We start from the raw sequence: 18,349 nt of genomic DNA on the forward strand, positions 1-18,349 counted from the left end.
GGAAGCGGGCTGCGAGTGCTTTCGAGCGCTCCACAATCGCAGTACCCGGTGTGGGGGCTAGGGGAAGCCCCGTGATGCCCTTTTGGAGATCGATCAGGACGAGGGCCGTCCTGCTGGCTGGGAGTGAAATCATGGCAAATCCTTCTCTGTTGACGTTTGACCGTCATCCCGCACCGTTGTCTGGAACACGCGGAAACGTTAGTAAGTTGAGTAGGCACTCAAGCAGGAGCATTATTTGAGGGTGGACTCAAATTCGTCAAGGGGTAAACGGACATCTCTTCAACCGCTGCGCGCGGCTGGGCGTCAGCGCGTCGAGGAATTACTGGAGGCCGCGTCCGACCTCATGGCGGAACGAGGGTACGAGGCGACGACCATGGCGGAGATCGCCACGCGCGCCGGGGCAAAAATCGGCTCGCTCTATCGTTTCTTTCCAAACAAAGAGGCGGTGGCGGACGCTTTGGTGCAACGGCATATCGCCATTCTGGAAGACGAATACGAGGCACTCGCCAAATGTGCAGCCATGCTCTCGCCAGACGCTCTGGCGGACGTTCTCATCGAATTGCTTGTCACGCTTCATCCTCGCGTGAAATCCCTGTCCGCGCTGATGGAAGCACGGACTGACAGGATGGAGATCCGTGATCGTGCACGAGGACATGCCATAGCCGGAATTGCGGCAGCGTTGCGTGTCTGTGCGCCAGAGTTGGATGAAGCACTGGCGAGAGATATTGCTGCGGTCGTTCTAAACAGTATGAAAGTGCTGCGCAGCATGTTGGCGAAGGACGCCCCCACGACGCCAGGCGCGCCTGACGAATTGCGGCGGATGCACCGTCTCTATCTAACGGACCGGCTGGAGCCGTTTCGGCGTGCTCCAGATACCATAACGGACGCGGAGTCATAAATTCGCAGATTGGTGCAGTCAGGGTTTCAAACGCCATTTTCATCGCCCCCCAAGTGAGGAGGCTAAAAGGATGCGAGAAAACCGGGGAGAACTAACACAGTTTTGACGCGAAAATCTCGTGCCCAGCAATAGCCGATTGCTTAGCAGGCAGGCGGCAGTCGCCTACTTCGGACGTTCAGGGTTGAAAGTGTGTAGTCTGAAACCTGACATCGACCTGCTGGCATCGCTGACTCTGGCAACCAGAGTCTTCAGCACCACGGATGACATTGACAAGCACGATGTTGGATTCCGTGTTATTTTCCCCGGGGTCGTCCGTATCCATGGCAAAGAGCGGCGCCGGGGCTCGGAGCGCCGCCACGCAGTCCTCATGGTCGTTCCCCGTTGGCGGCATCTGTGCCCGACCTCGGCCGCCTCGGTTGCCAGCGCCGGGTCATCTGGTCATAGGTTCGCTCGGCGATCTGTGCCGCCGCCATTTCCCGGTCGCGCAACTCCTTGACGTTGTAAGCATAGGCCGAACCACGCCTACCGCCGCCGCGTTCGCTCGGTGCGCCAGATTTCAACGCGATCTGCCTTTTCTTGGCAGCGACGAGTGCTGGCCGAAGCCAATGATAGTCCTGTTTTTTCGTCAGCATATGCCAGACCAGAACCGCCAGCTTGCGGGCAACTGCGACAGCTGCGATCTGATGACCGCGTTTGCCTCGAATCCGCAGAAAGAACGCCCGAAGAGGCCCCGGTGCTTTTGCTGATCCGGCCGTATTGCGCCAGTCCAAGGCAAGATTGGCGGACGCGCGGATTGAGACCGACATAGCTCACCAGCTTCTGCGGCTCGCTGAAGCGCGAGATATCGCCGATCGCCGCCACGATGCCGCTGGCCACGGTCACGTTAACGCCGGTGATGGTCAGCAGCCGTGCAACGTCTGCGCTGTCGATCGTGTCCTTGGCAATATCGGCGTCCAACTCCGCCAGATCGTCGCCGAGCCGGTCGATCTCCCGGATATGGCGGGTGATCGCCAAGCGCTCATCCTCCGGCAGAACCTGTCGCGTCAGCCACTTACGCCCGCGCTGATTGAACAGGTCGGCATGGGGGCATTGCGGCACCAGATGCACCTGCAGGATCGCATGCACTTCGTTCTTGACCCGGGTGCGGTGTCGGACGATCTGGTTGCGCCGCGCCACCAGACGGCGCAGCCGTTCGGTCGCGGCGTCGGGCACCCAGACTTCTGGGAGAAAGCCGCTGGCCTGAAACTGCGCCAGAACCCCAGCATCGATCTTGTCGGTCTTGATCCGGGCATGAGCGATCGCTTTGACCTGCATCGGGTTCGCAACAATCGCCCGGGCGACACAAGGTTCAAGTATTCGGACGACCGACATCGCATTGCCGGTTGCCTCGACGACGATCTCGTCCGTTTTCTCCAGTCCCCTGCCGAACGCCTCCAGCCCCGAGCGGGTCATGTCAACCCGACCGAAATGACGCAATCGGCCATCCTCCCAGAAAACGACTTCGGCGAAGGTGCGGTGAATATCCATTCCTATGACACGACGCATGACCTTTCTCCCATTATAAAAACGGGAGCAGCGGGCGACGCGACACCTACGGATCCGCGCTCTCGGCGCAACCGGGCAGGTCGCAGGGGCGGCCAGCTACTAACACGAGCTCGCGGCTCATCGTATAAATCGGCCTGCCCGCACTTACGTGCTCCCGGTGCCCCTGTCCCGGATGGTCTCACCATACGCCAGCAAAAAAACGCTTCGCCTGCAGAAACAGGAGGCACCGTCAATGCTCATACCCGTTACTAATCCGCTTGACATGTCTGGGGTATTGCCGTGCAGGCTTGAGCGTACCGTCGAAGACCATGGGCCTTTCGGCGCGCCGGAGCACCGTAGGATGTCTCAGATGTCATGGCGGAAAGGCGTTTTGAACCTCAGTGACGAAACTGCGCAGCTTTGGGGTCATAGCAGGGCCGGCATTGTAAAGCAGATGCATCGGGCGACCAGGAACTCTCCACCGGGATAGAATGCGGACAAGGCGGCCAGAATCAAGTTCGGGCTTCAAGGCCTGTTCAGAACCCAATACTATGCCCTCTCCTGACAAGGTGAGGGCCAATAGAAAGCCCCAGTCGTTGGACGTCACAGTGCCAGAAACCATGACGGATCGTGTGCAGGTCTTTCGTATAAAGTGCCATGCTGTTCGTACAGAATTTGCAGAGTTTTCGTAGACAAGACACTGATGCTGGGCGAGTTCCTCAGGACTGTCTGGAGCGCCAAATTTTTCGAGATAAGCAGGCGCTGCGCAGACCGTGAGGGAATATGAGGCCAGAGGGCGACTGACGACCGTAAGATCGGGATCTGGCTCGCCAATACGAATGACAGCTTCATGGCCATCCAGCGTCGGATGAACCAGTTGATCCGTAAGGGATACTTGTAATCGTACCTTCGGGAATTTCTTCCGAAAATTATGTAGAAACATGGGGAACGTGGTCCGCCCGAAGGTAACTGGTACGCTGACAGCAAGTGTACCACGTGGTTCGCCAAGCGTGTTGGCGGCAAGATTATCGGCACGCTCGACAGCCTTCAGGACGAGATGACATTGCTCGTAGTAAAGACGCCCTATTTCTGTGAGGCTCTGACGACGTGTCGTCCGATGGAGCAGGCGTGTGCCAAGATGACGCTCCAGAGCCTCTATATGTTTGGCCACCATCTGCGGCGATAAGGTCAGACGCTGAGCGGCCGCGGCAAAAGACCCCAGTTCCACAACCTTGATGAAAACCTTCATACTGGTCAAACGATCAAGCATTCATCATCCTCAGTTGTGACTGACATCTCCTATCGACAATTTATCTCTTGAAAAAGAGGAATATGTTGAACTTGCTGATTGATCGGCAAGCATCTTCTCCGATGGAGCTCTTTAGAATGCCTATTTATCTTGTGCGAATGGATCATCCGGACGGCGACGGGTGGGGGCAGCATGTCGTGGCGCATGTGCTGTATCTCAAGCGCCTCATCCAGGAAGGCAGTCTTCTGGCTTCTGGCCCGCTGAAAGGCACCCCACTGCGGTCAGGTTTTCTAATCATGAAAGGTGCCAATCGGCAGGAAATTGAAGCGATGGTGGCTCGAGATCCGTTCTCGCCGGAAGGTCTGATCTGTGATCTTCGAATTGAAGAGTGGGATCCGCTGTTCGGTTGCCTGTCCAACCTATCGACCGGCAAACCGCCCGTGGAATTACAATCTCTATTCCCACCCGATGAACACTCATGATCTATGAACTGATTCGCTTTCGGACGGATGTTTTGGGAGTGCCAGCCCTCTCCCGTCTCCTGAAAACACGGTTCTCGGATACCCTGAATCCTGTTGCGGGAAACCTCATAGGGGTATGGCGAACGGAGATCGGTGAACTTGGAACGCTACTCCTGCTGCGTTCCTTTTCCTCTCAGGATGCCTTGCTTGAGGCGCGGTACCGAATGCTGAAAGCCAGAACGCCCCTCGGTATCAAGATAAATGGCGTTTTCATGGAAGCGGAAGCGTTCGAAGGCTTTCCGTCTCTGAAACCCCCAGAGTTTGGCGAACGTGGTGGGCTCTATGAAATCCGAACTTACAATTTAAAAACTGGAGGGTTGGAGCCGACCCTGAAAGCGTGGCAGAGTGCTCTGAAGCCTGCACAAGCCTATACCCGCCATCTGATCACCAACATGTTCGCGCTCGATGGTGCGCCGCGCATCTGCCATATTTGGGCTTTCGACAGCCTTGAACAGCGCAATGTTCTGCGTCAGCAACATTACGCGACCGGACTCTGGCCACCAAATGGAGGCCCTGAACAGATTATTCACGCCCGATCCAGCCTTTGTTTCCCGGAAACTTTCTCGCCATTACGGTGACGACGAAAAGCTCACAACCGTTCCCAATGAATGACGGCTTTGTCAGCTTTGTCGCTTGATAACCGACATTCTTTCCCCCCCCTACATCGCCATAACACGCCAATCTACCTACCCGTATTCGCCTCTTTCTGCCCTGCGACATCCCGCACGCGCTCATGTAGGAACCGCTGCCCTTTCGCCAGCCGCCGGACCAGCACCTCATTGAATTGGGCATACATGTCCGCCGCCCGATCCCTCGCGGCTTCGTTTTCGTTCGCCGGGATCGGAAGCTGATGCCTCATCCAGGCACGGGTATAGAGCGCGAACGCTTCCCCCAGCACGGCAACGGCCTCGTCCACGTCATCGATCCGCCGTCCAAGCCAGTCCAGGCGCTTCGACAGCGCGGCATCCCGGCGTCCATCGTCCTCGCCGGAGACCAGCGACAATACCGCCGCCTCGATCACCGCCGATTTCGATACCTTCCGGCGCTCGGCCAGCGCCTCGACCTGCTTCAGCAGGCCCGGCTCGAAATACACGTTCATCCGCTGTCGTCTGGTCATCGTCGTGCTCCCGTTTTTCTGGGGGTATGATGACAGGGTGACGCGGATTTTTTGTCGCGCAAGTCCCTGATTGGTCGGCATAGTACCGGGGCGTAGTCTGGCGTAAAAATAGCGGCTTCTGTCGGTGTTTGTCCTGGTTTCTGGACGACTCGCGATATGGTCCCGCTACAGGCCAAGCCCCCTGCCCCGACCCAGTTCCCAGGAGATGCCGCCATGCTCATCCATGGAGATCGCCATCTCCTTCTGGCGCTGTCTGCCGATCTCCGGCCGCCAGGGCACCAACGAGAACTCATGCCCGCTCTCCAGCACCGCGAAGCGCCCGCTGGCGAGATCGACCGGGCCTTTCATCGTGCCCTGGATGGTCTCGAAGCCATCAAGCGGACGCCATAGCTTCCCCCGTTTCCCGGCCATGGCCTGCCCGACCCGTTCCACCTCCCGCCCTTCCAGCGTCGCCCGCAGGTTCTTCCGGTAGCGGACCATGCCCTCCGGGGTGAGGCTGGCGTCCCCACGCTGGATCAGGGCCTTTTGCCGTCTGGCCAGCGCGTCACCGACCTCGCCCCCGAACCCGGCCTCCACCCGGTCGCCGTCCCGGCTGGCCCCACCCACCAGACGCCGGTCGAGCCAGGTCGCGCCATCGGCGCCGATCTGCGCCTCCAGATCGAAGGCCGACAGCAGCCGCACCGTCGCCTTCGGCGCACGGGCGGCGTCATAGGCGATGGCCTTCTGCTGGAAGTCCTCGGGGATGCGCCAGCGGTCGGCCTCCAGCCGCTCCACGATCCCCGCCCTCCGCAGAGCCTCCAGACGACGAACATATCCCTTGATCAGGTCTTCCGGCGTGCCTTTGATGCTCCAGCGGTCAAGCTGCATCCGCTCCAGATGGGCGGAAGGGCGATAGATCCCGTCCTTGGTATGGGCGAGGATTGCCTGGTCGGACGGGCGTGGTCTGTCGGGAACTGGGGCGGCGGCGATTTCCACGATCGCGCCACCGGGGATGTCCTCCATCTGGGCGGGATCAAAGCCGCGCAGGTGATGCACTCGCCCGTCGACCCCATCGACCACCAGCGACAGTTTCTCCCCGAGTTCGTCCGTCAGGTGCCGGTCGATCAGTTGCCCGGTCACGGGCTTCTCGGGGGTCTCGCCATGGAAGCGGAAATGCGCCGGGTCGCGCGTCGGCGCCGTTCCCTTGTCGCGCGCTTTCAGGGCGCGGTGCATCTGCTTCGTGATGTCGTCCCGCTCGCCCAGATTGCGCAGACGCTCTTCCAGCCGGTCGTCGAGCGTCCATCGGCCCTGCGCTGTCGGACTGGCCAGCCCCATGCGTTCCAGCTTGGCGAGGCGTGACAGGCGCAGCCGCCGATCCATCAGATCGGAGGTCGGTATGTCGCTGCCGGGGCGCATGTCGATTGTACCATCCCGCGCCTGATCCAGTAGGGCACGGTCGAGGCGGGTGAAGCGGTCGCGGTCGATCTCGGTTTCCAGCTTGCGGCGCTGCTCGATCTCCGACACGGGACCGAGGTCCAGCGTCACGAATTCGGAGGCGCGTTCGCGGAGGCCGTGGGTGATATAGCCGCCATCGATAACCAGGTCTTTGCCCTGGTCGTCGCGACCATTGACCACGACATGGACATGGGGATGCGCGGTGTTGAAATGATTCACCGCCACCCAGTCCAGCCGTGTGCCGAGATCGGCTTCTATCTGCGTCATCAGCTCGCGCGTGAAGTCCGTCAGATCGTCCATCCGGTCGGCGTCCTCCGGTGAGACGATGAAGCGGAACTGATGCCGGTCCTCCGCGCCGCGTTCGAGGAAAGCTTTCGCATCGGCACGGTCGGTCTCCGCACCATAGAGGACGCCACGCTCGCCGTCGCGAGACGTGCCATCCCGCTGGATGTAGCGCAGGTGCGCGGCGGCCCCGCCTCCCTTCCCGGCCTGACGCACCACACGCGCCTTCACGGTCACACGCCGGGCACCGGACATCTGATGACGCCAGCCGGCAATCCCACGCGCCCGGACGAAGGATGCGCCGCGCCCACGACCCACGCCACGGTAGGAACCGGAACGCGCCGCGCTTCCCTTACGCGAGGACGCGCCAGACCCAACAGATAAGCGGCGGCTATTGCCGCCGCCTCCCCTCTTTCCGGGGAACAGGGATTGCCGACGAACCTGTGTCCGGATGCCCGTCAGAAAGTCCGTGCGACCACGCGCAGCGCCGCCCTTCGAACGAATGCGTCCCAGCCGGGGACGGAACGCGGTGTCGTCATCCTGCGCCATGGCCAGACCTCGTCAAAACCGGCTTTTCGGGGAAGAGTGCCGTCAGAAACGGCGGGAAACCCTCACTCCTTAAAAATGACGGCTCAGACGCCTGAAATCCAGAGTGCCACTCAAACTTTCCCTAACCCCATGTGCAGATAGAGAAAGCCGCAGGGCAGGACCGGCAGGAGTGCCATGTCCTTTAATCTTGCCCTCACGTTTTTCCTCTTTCCGGCCTCTGAATTCGGCTTTTCCGAATCTGATGCCCACTCCCAGCCTAACCGGGGGGACTGGTAAAACCAACCACGAAGCGCCTCCCGCCACCACGCGAACAGGATGACGACACGCTGCGCCGCGACCTGTTTTCGGTGCGTCTTATGACATGTCGTGAACACGTCAAAGCCATGCGCCGGACACGACCAAAACGACATCCGCACATGATCGAGGATCGTCAAACTGGTGACGCTCCCGGCGACGATGCCCCGTCCGTCAGCCTGCGTTCGTCGTGCATCCGGGCCGCCCGTCCAGCGCATGCGGATGGTGTTCCGGACGCCGGAAAGTTCGTGTCGCTGAACGCCGGGTCGTTTGTCGGAATGGCGTCTGAAACACGCTCGAAGATGACAAGAATGCACGCGGCGGCACAGCCGGCGCCTTCCGCTCGCGGCGCGAAGCGCCGCGTTGTCCCGGCACAAAACGAACGCGACAGGAAGATGGAAAAGCCGACCGGAAAGAGAAGGGAAAGGCACGGGCAAACGTCGGTCAGCCAGACGCGGGAAGCACATTCAATGCAACGCGCGACGACGCAGCCATGCCCGATGCCGTGCTTTGGTATAGGCGTCGGGCTGTTGCCGTGCCTCCAGCCGATGATGCACATGCCGCCAGTAGTCCGGACTGACCTCTATCGGATCAATGTCCTGCGCCTCGATCGTGTCGATCGCTTCCAGCACACGCTGGACGCGCGGCCACGAACTCTGGTGCAGCAACACCTCGCCACCGGGCTGCACGCATGGGACGGTCTGATAGTCTTCGCCGGAGCCGACCGTGCGGACGATGTCGATGTGCGATTCAACTGTGCCATAATCGTTTGCGGCCCAGCGGACGAAGGCGAACACGCTGCCGGAAGCGAAGCTCAGCACACGCCGCTGACGGTCGAGGATCGTGTCCGCGACCGGTCGGCCGAAGCGCAGCCAGCGTTCCACCCGCTTCTCGATCCAGGTCAGTTCGACCGTCGTGAGCAGCACCGGAAGGTCTCTAGATATCACCATTTAACTCCTTGCGGGCTAATTCTTGGCGCTCCATATTTTCCGCGTCGTCCGACACTGCTTAACAGACACGGAGGATTCCAAAATGCATTTTTCTCGTATGATTCAGGCCGGCACCTTTGTTGCTACACTGGCCTGCGGCGCGGCTGCCCTGGCTGCGCAGGCTCAGGATACGTTGCGCGTCGTTGATGCACGGGGACACCAGGTCGGTATCCTGGTCCCGGTCCAGGGCATCGCAACGACAGCGGCAATGCCTGATATCGACATGTTCGAGGCCGTTGATCGCATGATGGCACGCAATATGGCTCTCATGGAGGCGGTCGATCGGACATTGGGCTCGCGGCTGGACGGCGTCCTGCGCGCCGTTCCGGCTGTTGGTCATGACCTCCCGAAACAGAGCATGTCCTGGCAGCGTTTCGAGGCGGTCAGCACCGGTGGACCCACCGCCTGTACGCAGACAATCACGATCACATCAAACGGTCAGGCGGCGCCAATCGTTCATGTGTCACGCACCGGAAGCAAGCCCTGTGCCGCGCTCCCCGCGTCGATTGCAGTTGACAATCCCGGAGGTCAAAAGACTGGTTCCACGGCTCTGACGCCCGCCGTCGAGACGCGGACGGAAGTCCCGACAAACGGATACGCTGGAAGCGCTCTCTAAGACAGGTGGTGGCCGGAAAACCCTGGGCCACCATTATAGAAGGAAAATATATTGATTTTCTGCGATCATCGCTATGATATTTGACTAATATAAACACCTCCATGTAATTTCCACCCGTAACACCGCCACATAAAATAAATACAAATATAAATAATAAAATTATTCATGAAAAAGAATCTGCATTTCGTGTCCTCTTGACGAGGCAGGCATCTCTTCCAATTTTTCTTTCGCTGGACGCCATCGGGTCCGGCATAGGCTCTGTGAGACAGACAACTGAAGTCCATGTTGCTTTAATCGGAGGATGTGGATGTCGACGCTGAAAGGACTTTATTCCCGCTATCGCCGCTCCCTGCGCACAGCCGCCCGGAGATGGCGCAACCGACTGGAGGGAGGCGTATCATGGTAACGCGCCCCCTTTTCGGAGACGATCCGCTCGCTCCGCGTGCCCTCTCCGTGCTCCGCCGCCTCGGTCATGACGGACGTGGCGTGACGCTGACGTCTCTGGTGGCCCATACCGGTATACCGGGGATCAGACTTCGCGCCACGCTGGAACGTCTGGTCCAGGCGGGCGCGGTCGCCCCTGCCGGGTGTGATCCCCTGGCTTCTGATCTCGCGTTCCGTCTCCCCATGCGGGCAAGAGCCGCACCGCCAGTTTCGGTCGCCGCGTAAGGCACTGACCGCGCCGGGTAGATCAGAAACGCCTTCTCCGAGCGGAAACGCCGTCTTTTCTGGAACGGCCGCACGAATGAGAGGGTGGAGCGGGGCCTTCCAGCGGAGGTCCCGCGTTTCTGAAGATGACGTCAAAAGCAGCGAGAACAGGGAGATGTCGAGTTTTATCCATTTTCTCAACCTGAAGGCGCTTCAGCACTATTGGAATAACCATCCCCCCGTGCCCCGTTCACTCGGGACAATGCGGCCAGTTTGGTCGCATTCCGCGGGAGAGACGGAGCGAGCGGAACGGACGGCCAAGCAACCTCGGCGCCTTCGGCAGAGGGAGAGACCACACGTCGCTGTCGGTCTCGTCCTCATGCTGCTGGTCGGAATGGCCTCGCCGGCATCGGCTCATGCGCCGCATGATGTGCTGTCGTGCGAGACAGAAAAGCAGCCGGTGAACATTCCATCCATGCCACTGGCCCGCGCCATTGAGATATTAGGCCGCCAGTCAGGGTGCCCGGTCCTTGTCGACCCGATCCTTATAGACGGCCGGACCTCCGCAGCCGTCAAGGGCGCCTATACGCCTCAGGCCGCTCTCCTGCATCTGTTCGGGTCCGTGCATGTCGACGTCACCGCCACTGTTTCGGGCTTGAGCGTCAGCCCTCTGGATGCGACGGCTCTGACATCGGGCGACACGCGCCCCGGCCTGAGGACTACATCATGACTCTTCACACGGACAGGCCGAACAGAATTATGTCGCTTCCGACCGTTCAGATCGGCACAGAACTGGCGGTCCTGCTGGCCGACTATCTCGGCGACCAAAAAAAAGACCAGGGATATGACGGCCTCATGCGTCGGGCGGCCGACCACCGGATTTACGATCGGGTTTCTCGCTGGAGAACCGCGCCGGAGCCTAAAGCGACGACCGTCGCCGTGGTCCGAAAACTCCTGCCTGTCGCTGACCGCACGCACATGGCCAAGGCCCAGGGCTGGTCGTTGGGAGACCTCGAAAACCAGCTGACATCGGCCTTGCCAAAGGCCGTGCGAGACCATGCCAGAACATTGTCCTGTCGTCTGCCACGCTGGCACCGGCTCTGACCCGGATGTGCGCCGGAAGGGCCACGAGCCCTTCCGGAGACTGATTCAATCCGCATGGGGGGCCGCATCCACATCCGAGGGATCGAGCGGTTCGATCAGTCCTTCCTTGTCCGGATCAATTGGTGGCTCCTCTTCTTCAGGCGCCGAACGCGGGCGCTGGTTCTTCTCCCGAGAAGGAAGCGGAGGCGGTTCGAACGGGCGGTGAGCGCCCATGATCTGTAACGTCCTGCATGGGGTATTCTCCATCACGGAAAGAAAAATCAGACCCAGGACGTGGGAACTATAACTCAATTAATAGATGGGAAAACGGCTATGGAAGACCTCTCCATGAAACGTTCCTGGCAGAGCAGGGACTGGTCTCGTTTCATCAAGCTGTTCAGGGGCCTGACATTCTACGAGCGTTTTGAACAGGCGGTCATTCTGACCCTGATTGCGCTCATCATGCTGGTCACCGCCATCGCGACGATTCATCTGATCGGCGCGGTATGGCATCTGGTCGTCGATGTCGGAATCGATCCGATCAACCAGACGGTCTTCCAGGCGATTTTTGGCGCGATCTTTACTGTTATCATCGCTCTTGAGTTCAAACACTCCCTGCTGGTCGTTCTTGCCCAGCATGAGAACGTCATCCGGGTGCGGACCATCGTCCTGATCGCCCTCCTGGCGATTGCCCGCAAATTCATCCTGCTGGATCTGCATGATGTGACTGCCATGGAACTGTTCGCTCTCTCGGCGGCTGTTCTGGCGCTGGGCGTCGTCTACTGGCTGGTCCGCGAGCAGGATGCGCGTGTCGCGCGCGATGCCAGGGAACAGGCGCATCTCGAAGATAATTCTGCGGCCCGCTGTGAGCCTGAACGGTCTTCATCCTGAAGAATCGAGGTAAAGGCGGTCTATAACGCCGCCTTTACTCAATCCCCACTACGTCCCGTGCGATGAGGACGTCTTCTTCGCCGTCTCTGGCCCTGACTGTGCCAGATGATCTGTGTCGATGGGCCGGAACGGCGGAATGGGTTGTCCGGGATAATAGACCGGCCCCTTGTAGTTCTGATCCAACTGGCTTGCGTTCAAGCTGTCGACCAGCATATCACCTGTGCCGTCTTCGTAATGAGTGCGAGCCCCGGTTTTGGGAATTGTGGACGTTCCCTCAGTCGCCCTCGCATCGAACGATGTTGCAGCCGTCCGGACAATATCACCAGCATGTGCGCCCGACTGGCTCAGTAGAGACAAGCCCAGAGCAGCGCACGACAGAGATATTTTCATCCTCTTCATGCTCATGACCTTTCGAGATTCTCCTCCGGCCGGATGACTGGCCGGGGGAGAGTTTTCGTCACGCCATCAGGCTGCCTCTTTCCGCGCCTCGATCTGGGGCACGGCTTCCTCCGCACGTATTGTAGAGGACGTAATCGCGATACGACGCGGCTTCATCGCTTCGGGGATCTCACGTTTCAGGGTAATGGACAGAAGTCCGTTCTCGAAGTGCGCATCGGTGACTTTCATATGCTCGGCCAGATCGAAGCGGCGTTCGAATTCTCTGCCCGCAATACCCCGATGGAGATATTCGGCGGCGCTTTGCGGCTCTTGCGCCTTTCGTCCTGTCACGACAATAGTATTACGCTCCTGTGTGATCGTAAGGTCATTCTCGGCAAGTCCGGCAACCGCCATGTCGATCCGGTAATCATCCTCACCGGTCTTGACGATATCGTAAGGCGGCCAGTTATCGACCGTCGGAATCCGGCTGGCGAGATCAAGGGCATTGAGCATTCTGTCAAAACCCACGCTCGAACGGAACAGGGGAGCAAAATCAACGGTGGCTCTCATAGCCATATCCTCCTTTGAGCAACATGGACACAAGATCAAAACTGATAGTTCTGTCTGCCGACCCCTTCGGCGGCCGGCAAATTCAATCTGGGAACTCCGTGCATGGTGTCAAGAGGCATCAAAAATGCAGAAAGGCTGGTTTGGGCGTCCTCTATCGTTCGCGTTTTCATTGCCTGCGCGTCTTCGCGAGTGAGACGGACCCATGCCCGTTTCACGGGCATCGTGCTATAAAGCATCATCGCGTGTTCAGAGTGGACCAGGACAATGCCTGATAGCGTCAGATGGAAGTTGCGGGCCGCGGCTTTCGCCGCGACCATGCTGAGTGCCGCTCCGGCGGAGGCCAGGCCGTGGATTTATGCTGGACCTCCAGTTGTCGTTCCACCACCAGTCGTGGTCGCGCCGCCACCTCCGCCTGTTGTGATTGCACCGCCTCCCCTCACGATCATTCGCCCCCCACCACCGGTGCCACCCTACGAGATGGTGCCATTGCCACGCCGAGGCTATGTCTGGGAGCCGGGCCGCTGGTTCTGGACTCCGCGCGGCTACATCTGGCGGAGAGGCTGGTGGCGGCGCTGGTGAACTCTGCCGTCTATGATGCCGCGAAGACCCGTTGAACTCTTGCATGCTTTCCGTGATAAAGAGCCTCGCGTAACGGAGGGGAACCTCTACCAACGCGAGCGACCACATCGCGTGCAAGTTGGGCCACGCCCAGCACGGCGCTCGGCTCACCTGGTCTCCAGGCGGCGTTTGGGGGCAGAAAAACCAAGGGGCTTACCTGCCCCGTCACGATCCGGCCCGATGGTAAAAGCAGGTGTAGCAACGCCGTGAATTACGCGGCGCTTAACTGACGATTCCGTGCTTCTGACGCCTCACCTCATTCACAAAACCCTCAGAATAATTAATAGTTATTCATCATATCACCGAATGTTCTGCTTTTGTCGTCCGCCGGGTTACGCCCGGATACGCCAGAGTACGCACACGCCGACAATTGCCGACACCAGTACTATTGTCCCACCTCAAAAGTACAATGTGCTCGCCTTGAAGTATTCGTTTTTTATGCCCCATGATCTGGTTCTCTCCAGACGGAAAGGGCAGGACGATGACGGACAAGGATCGCACGGCGACGACTGGGCCGATCGCGCCGGCCAATGATAACAACCCATCGGGAACCTCATCCGATCCGGCGATGAAAGCGCGGATGGACGAACTGGTATTCATCCTCGCCAGGATGTTGGGACGCCAGATCGCCCGCGAGGAATTCGAACGGCGGCTGGGTGATATTGACACCGCCAACGACAACGATCCGTCGGGCCGCAGTACGGCAAGTCGGGAGGAACCGGATGAATGATGCCCGTCCTATCCATGGGACCATTTCAGGGAGGCCGGTATCACCCACTTTTGCGCTTCCTCCATTCTTACAAATGTATTACGTTTGTCATGCAATCAGGAGGAAGCCATGTCCGCCGTGACGTTCCGTGTCGATGACGCCCTCAAATCCGCCGCTGTCGCCAAACTCTCCGCGCACGGCCTGTCTCTCTCCGACGTCCTGCGCGATACCCTGGCCTATATCGCCGAGACCGGCCAGCCACCGGTCAAGCGGCGGCTTGTGACCGACGAAGATGCAAGGCTGATCGAAATCGTCCGAGAACGCCTCGCCGATCCCGCCCCCCGCCACCGCATGACGCTGGCGGAACTCAAGGCCCGCCATCCGGATGACTGAATACGCGATCGAATTCGATGATCGCGCACTTCGGAAATGGGACGGGCTTGACGGCAGCATTCGCAGGAAGTTCGAGAAAAAGCTCGAAAAACTGGTTCTGAACCCGCATTCTCCCGGTAACGAACTGCACGGCGATCTCGCGGGATTCTACAAGATCAAACTGCGCCAGGACGGCTACCGCCTCGTCTATCAGGTCGTGGAACAGCGGATCGTCATTTTTGTCATCGCGGTCGGACGCCGTGAGGACAGCGAAATCTACACGACGGCAACCGGGCGCATCCCGGAGACGCCAGCCGACCGGATAAAACAGCCCAGCGGCAAAAGTCGCAAAAGGTAAAGCTTACGAAAAACCACCTGTGGGGAAAAGCCGCCATGACCCGTGTCGCACTCTATGCTCGCTATTCCTCGGACAACCAGCGGGCGGCTTCTATCGAGGACCAGTTCCGCCTCTGTGAAGAGCGCGCCGCGCGCGAGGGCTGGCAGGTGGTCGATTACTATCGCGACGCGGCCATCTCCGGGGCCAGCATGATCCTGCGTCCCGGCATCCAGACCCTGCTCCGCGACGCCCAGGCCGGACAATTCGACATCGTGCTCGCTGAAGCCCTCGATCGCGTGTCCCGCGACCAGGCCGACGTCGCCACCCTGTTCAAGCGCCTACAATTCGCCGGCGTCACTATTGTCACCCTGGCGGAGGGCGAAATCAGTGAGCTTCACGTCGGCCTCAAGGGCACGATGAACGCGTTGTTCCTCAAAGACTTGGCCCTAAAGACCCATCGCGGCCTGCGGGGCCGGGTCGAGGCGGGTAAATCCGGCGGGGGCCTGTGCTACGGCTATCGCGTCGTGCATCAGATGGACGTGCGAGGCGAACTGATCCGGGGCGACCGCGAGATTGACGACGCACAGGCGGAAATCGTCCGCCGCATCTTCCGTGAGTTCGCGTCCGGACGCAGCGCGCTTGCCATCGCCGGCCGCCTGAACGATGAAGGTATCCTCAGCCCCACGGGCGGCAAATGGAACAATACCACCCTACGGGGCAACGCCCTGCGTGGCACCGGCATTCTGAACAACGAGCTTTATATCGGCCGGCTGGTGTGGAACCGGTTGCGCTACCTGAAAGACCCGCAGACCGGCAAGCGCGTGTCCCGACTCAATCCGCAATCGGAGTGGATCGTCACCGAGGTGCCGGACCTACGGATCATGGATGATGATCTCTGGCAGGCCGTCCGTGCCCGGCAGGCGCTGATCGCTGAGAAGAGCGTGAACATCAGTGCCGGCATCCGGGCGTCGATCAACAAGCTCAATGGCCAGCGCCGTCCAAAATCGCTCCTGTCGGGGTTGGTGTTCTGTGGGGTATGCGGCGGTCCCTGCTCGATCCGGGTCGGCGACCGATTCGCCTGCTCCACCCACATGGACAACCGCTCCTGCACCAACAGGACCACGATCCGTCGCCCGGAACTGGAAGACCGCGTGCTGTCGGGTCTCAAGGACCGGCTGATGACGCCGGAAGCCGCCGCCGAGGCGATGCGCGCTTATGTGGAAGAAACCAATCGCGCCAACCATGAGCGCCGCGCCAGCACGGCCGGCTGGCAGACGGAACTGACCAGGCTGCGCAAGGGGCTGAAACAGATGCTCCAGGTGATCGAGGATGGCGGCTATACGCGCGGCATGGTCGAGCGCATGCGCGAAATGGAGGCCCGTGAGGATGAACTGGTCGCTATGCTTGCCGCCCAGCCGCAGGACGTGCCCGATATCCATCCCAACGTCGCCGGGATCTTCAAAAACAAGGTCGAACGGCTGGCGGAAACCCTGAACCATCCTGAGGACCGGCAGGAGGCATCCGAGGCCATCCGCGCGCTGATCGAGAAGATCGTGCTCCATCCCGGCAAGGGCCGGGGCGAGATGCACGCCACGCTCCATGGCGAACTCGGAAACCTACTGGATTTCGCCGCCTCACGCGGTCAGGGGACCAAAAACACGAACACTCCCGGAGCCAGGGCTCCGGGAGTGTCGGTATCGGGTATTGCGGGGGCCTGCAACCAAAGAAAACTGCTGCTTGTCAGCGGGTTCGTTGAACGATTGGCAGCCTAGTTAAGCGACTGAAACATTTAAAGCTTTTTTCTTTACTTTCGTTTGGTCCTTGACCGCCCTTACTCCGAAAGCCCCGGATGGCCCCTGCCCTACGGCCAGTCTCTTACTGTGATAGAGACGATGGATCTCCTTTCCCGCGATCAGGAAGGCACCAGTGCGGATCTTCGGTTCCACACCTCAGGGAAAAACAGCCTGTAGCTGGTGCTTCTTCCTCCTGCAGCCTCCCGAACCAGAATATCGCGTGATACGAGATCATTAATATCTCGCAGGGCGGTATCCGGGGACGTCTTTGCAAGCTTTGCCCATTTGGATGAGGTCAGCTTACCTTCAAACTCGTCGAGCAGACGGTTGAGCATGAGACGCTGCCGATCATTGATCGATTGACCGGCCAGATTGTCCCAGAACCTAGCCTTCTGGATGACTTTTCCCAAGACCAGCTCAGCACGGTCAAAGGCGCGATCCAGAGCGCCCAGAAACCAGTGCAGCCAAGGCGTGATGTCTATATCTCCCTTCTGGGTGACCTCAAGGATGGCGTAGTAATCCTTCCGTTCCTGACGGATCTGGGCCGACAGGCTGTAGAAACGCTGCTCTGTCTGTTCCGAACGCGCCAGCATAAGGTCGCCGATGGCCCGGGCCATGCGCCCGTTTCCGTCCTCGAACGGATGAATGGTGACAAACCACAGATGAGCAATGGCTGCCTTCAGCACGGGGTCCAGCGTCTGCGTTCTATTGCACCAGTCGAGAAAGACCTGCATCTCCGCTGGCAACCTGCTGGCTATCGGCGCCTCATAATGAACCTTCTCCCGTCCGACGGAACCTGACACGACCTGCATGGGGCCCGTTCTGTCATCACGCCACTCTCCGACCAGAATGCGTGCCATGCCGTTTCGGCCAGTGGGAAACAAAGCCGCATGCCAGGCGAACAGCCTTTCTTCGGTCAGCGGACCGGCATAATGCCGGGTCGCATCCAGCATCATCTCTACGACACCTTCGACATCCCGATCCACCGATGCCAGCGCGCCAACATCCATACCCAGTCTCCGGGCAATGGAAGACCTTACCTGCTCACGATCAAGGTTTTCACCCTCGATCTCGCTCGACTTGATGACATCGTCCGTCAGGGTCTGAAGCACGGCTTCTGACCTGAAATCGAAGCCGAGACTTTCCATACGGCCCAGGAGGCGTCCCTGCCGATGACGCACGGCGGCCAATTCTTGGGAGATAGCATCATTGTCCCACCGGAAATTCGGCCAGTCTTCATGCTGATGAATGTATCGCGCCATATTTTCTGCACTCCATGCGGAGAATATGGCGCGTAATCACCGCAAGTTGCAATGCCATTCCGCATGAGACGCGGCGAATATGTCCGTTATCCCCACATCTGTTGGTCGAGTGGTCAGCAGAGAAGTCACTCTGCCCTGAAAGGCCATACCCACCTTTATTATTTCGACAGCAATGGGGGGGAGAACGAACCCGCTACGCGGGATTGGTGCGGTGT

General features: G+C 59.6%; 23 protein-coding genes and 2 pseudogenes. 13 read left to right on the forward strand and 12 right to left on the reverse strand.

All coding sequences use genetic code 11. The features are described from left to right. A pseudogene (locus AD948_RS18585) lies at positions 1-133 on the reverse strand (hydrolase); the annotation flags it as partial. A 108-nt stretch (positions 134-241) separates the two neighbouring features. Between AD948_RS18585 and AD948_RS01780 the strand changes: the two are divergent. After that, the gene (locus tag AD948_RS01780) at positions 242-898 is read left to right on the forward strand and encodes a TetR/AcrR family transcriptional regulator (protein ID WP_061470429.1); all 657 of its coding nucleotides are present in this window, start codon (positions 242-244) and stop codon (positions 896-898) included. 365 nt (positions 899-1,263) lie between these two features. Here the strand turns inward: AD948_RS01780 and AD948_RS01790 are convergent. Together AD948_RS01790 and AD948_RS01795 are read right to left on the reverse strand one after the other, a co-directional pair. Beyond that, positions 1,264-2,443, reverse strand: a pseudogene (locus tag AD948_RS01790) (IS110 family RNA-guided transposase). Between the two features lie 352 nt (positions 2,444-2,795). After that, positions 2,796-3,692, reverse strand: a complete 897-nt coding sequence (locus AD948_RS01795) for a LysR family transcriptional regulator (RefSeq protein ID WP_061470419.1) — start codon at positions 3,690-3,692, stop codon at positions 2,796-2,798. Positions 3,693-3,808: 116 nt separating this feature from the next. Here AD948_RS01795 and AD948_RS01800 point away from each other — a divergent pair, with 116 nt between their 5' ends. Beyond that, complete coding sequence (locus tag AD948_RS01800; RefSeq protein ID WP_193323516.1) at positions 3,809-4,153, forward strand: YciI family protein; 345 nt, start codon at positions 3,809-3,811, stop codon at positions 4,151-4,153. Then, on the forward strand, positions 4,150-4,770 hold the full coding sequence (locus tag AD948_RS01805; protein ID WP_006560408.1) for an NIPSNAP family protein: 621 nt from the start codon (positions 4,150-4,152) through the stop codon (positions 4,768-4,770). Before AD948_RS01800 ends, AD948_RS01805 begins: the two co-directional genes overlap by 4 nt. Positions 4,771-4,874: 104 nt before the next feature. Here the strand turns inward: AD948_RS01805 and AD948_RS01810 are convergent, their stop codons facing one another. The 4 genes from AD948_RS01810 to AD948_RS01825 form a co-directional block, all read right to left on the reverse strand. Then, positions 4,875-5,309: a ribbon-helix-helix domain-containing protein gene (locus AD948_RS01810; RefSeq protein WP_039906142.1), complete on the reverse strand. Its 435-nt coding sequence runs from the start codon at positions 5,307-5,309 to the stop codon at positions 4,875-4,877. 165 nt (positions 5,310-5,474) lie between these two features. Continuing rightward, complete coding sequence (locus AD948_RS01815; RefSeq protein WP_227005024.1) at positions 5,475-7,280, reverse strand: relaxase/mobilization nuclease domain-containing protein; 1,806 nt, start codon at positions 7,278-7,280, stop codon at positions 5,475-5,477. A 404-nt stretch (positions 7,281-7,684) separates the two neighbouring features. Beyond that, positions 7,685-8,086: a hypothetical protein gene (locus AD948_RS18590; RefSeq protein WP_061470421.1), complete on the reverse strand. Its 402-nt coding sequence runs from the start codon at positions 8,084-8,086 to the stop codon at positions 7,685-7,687. A gap of 249 nt (positions 8,087-8,335) precedes the next feature. After that, positions 8,336-8,818: a DUF2840 domain-containing protein gene (locus AD948_RS01825; protein ID WP_061470422.1), complete on the reverse strand. Its 483-nt coding sequence runs from the start codon at positions 8,816-8,818 to the stop codon at positions 8,336-8,338. Positions 8,819-8,900: 82 nt separating this feature from the next. Between AD948_RS01825 and AD948_RS01830 the strand changes: the two genes are divergently transcribed. From AD948_RS01830 to AD948_RS01845, 4 genes are all read left to right on the forward strand, one after another. Beyond that, on the forward strand, positions 8,901-9,473 hold the full coding sequence (locus AD948_RS01830; protein ID WP_061470423.1) for a hypothetical protein: 573 nt from the start codon (positions 8,901-8,903) through the stop codon (positions 9,471-9,473). A 399-nt stretch (positions 9,474-9,872) separates the two neighbouring features. Continuing rightward, positions 9,873-10,142 carry a helix-turn-helix domain-containing protein gene (locus tag AD948_RS01835; protein ID WP_061470424.1) on the forward strand — a complete coding sequence of 90 codons (270 nt, stop codon included), beginning with the start codon at positions 9,873-9,875 and terminating at the stop codon, positions 10,140-10,142. A gap of 373 nt (positions 10,143-10,515) precedes the next feature. Next, positions 10,516-10,851, forward strand: coding sequence for a hypothetical protein (locus tag AD948_RS18595; RefSeq protein WP_237938458.1), 336 nt, complete (start codon positions 10,516-10,518; stop codon positions 10,849-10,851). A 29-nt stretch (positions 10,852-10,880) separates the two neighbouring features. After that, positions 10,881-11,225, forward strand: a complete 345-nt coding sequence (locus tag AD948_RS01845; protein ID WP_006559865.1) for a hypothetical protein — start codon at positions 10,881-10,883, stop codon at positions 11,223-11,225. 45 nt (positions 11,226-11,270) lie between these two features. On the opposite strand, the gene AD948_RS01850 is transcribed toward AD948_RS01845, so the two are convergent. After that, entirely contained in the window at positions 11,271-11,438 is a 168-nt protein-coding gene (locus AD948_RS01850; RefSeq protein WP_227005022.1) for a hypothetical protein, read from the reverse strand. Between the two features lie 99 nt (positions 11,439-11,537). On the opposite strand from AD948_RS01850, the gene AD948_RS01855 reads away from it, so the two are divergent. Further along, positions 11,538-12,095 carry a phosphate-starvation-inducible PsiE family protein gene (locus tag AD948_RS01855; protein ID WP_006559867.1) on the forward strand — a complete coding sequence of 186 codons (558 nt, stop codon included), beginning with the start codon at positions 11,538-11,540 and terminating at the stop codon, positions 12,093-12,095. Positions 12,096-12,143: 48 nt separating this feature from the next. On the opposite strand, the gene AD948_RS01860 is transcribed toward AD948_RS01855, so the two are convergent. The 3 genes from AD948_RS01860 to AD948_RS01870 form a co-directional block, all read right to left on the reverse strand. Then, on the reverse strand, positions 12,144-12,485 hold the full coding sequence (locus AD948_RS01860; RefSeq protein WP_148262845.1) for a hypothetical protein: 342 nt from the start codon (positions 12,483-12,485) through the stop codon (positions 12,144-12,146). 75 nt (positions 12,486-12,560) lie between these two features. Then, positions 12,561-13,043, reverse strand: coding sequence for an Hsp20 family protein (locus AD948_RS01865; RefSeq protein ID WP_006559869.1), 483 nt, complete (start codon positions 13,041-13,043; stop codon positions 12,561-12,563). A 35-nt stretch (positions 13,044-13,078) separates the two neighbouring features. Beyond that, entirely contained in the window at positions 13,079-13,360 is a 282-nt protein-coding gene (locus AD948_RS01870; protein WP_039905436.1) for a hypothetical protein, read from the reverse strand. 160 nt (positions 13,361-13,520) lie between these two features. On the opposite strand from AD948_RS01870, the gene AD948_RS18935 reads away from it, so the two are divergent. From AD948_RS18935 to AD948_RS01890, 5 genes are all read left to right on the forward strand, one after another. Continuing rightward, a complete protein-coding gene (locus tag AD948_RS18935; RefSeq protein WP_124296136.1) occupies positions 13,521-13,622 on the forward strand; it encodes a YXWGXW repeat-containing protein in 102 nt (33 codons plus the stop codon). Between the two features lie 520 nt (positions 13,623-14,142). Then, entirely contained in the window at positions 14,143-14,391 is a 249-nt protein-coding gene (locus AD948_RS01875) for a hypothetical protein (protein WP_039905438.1), read from the forward strand. Positions 14,392-14,499: 108 nt separating this feature from the next. Further along, on the forward strand, positions 14,500-14,763 hold the full coding sequence (locus AD948_RS01880; protein WP_010511780.1) for a type II toxin-antitoxin system RelB/DinJ family antitoxin: 264 nt from the start codon (positions 14,500-14,502) through the stop codon (positions 14,761-14,763). Continuing rightward, positions 14,756-15,100, forward strand: coding sequence for a type II toxin-antitoxin system RelE family toxin (locus AD948_RS01885; RefSeq protein WP_061470426.1), 345 nt, complete (start codon positions 14,756-14,758; stop codon positions 15,098-15,100). Before AD948_RS01880 ends, AD948_RS01885 begins: the two co-directional genes overlap by 8 nt. A 35-nt stretch (positions 15,101-15,135) precedes the next feature. Next, entirely contained in the window at positions 15,136-16,851 is a 1,716-nt protein-coding gene (locus AD948_RS01890) for a recombinase family protein (protein WP_061470427.1), read from the forward strand. Between the two features lie 140 nt (positions 16,852-16,991). Here the strand turns inward: AD948_RS01890 and AD948_RS01895 are convergent, their stop codons facing one another. After that, positions 16,992-18,134 (reverse strand): Fic family protein, encoded by a 1,143-nt coding sequence (locus AD948_RS01895; protein ID WP_061470428.1) that lies wholly within the window; start codon positions 18,132-18,134, stop codon positions 16,992-16,994. Positions 18,135-18,349 lie beyond the last annotated feature (215 nt).

The organism is Acetobacter senegalensis (assembly GCF_001580995.1).
GTDB classification, from domain to species: Bacteria; Pseudomonadota; Alphaproteobacteria; order Acetobacterales; family Acetobacteraceae; genus Acetobacter; species Acetobacter senegalensis.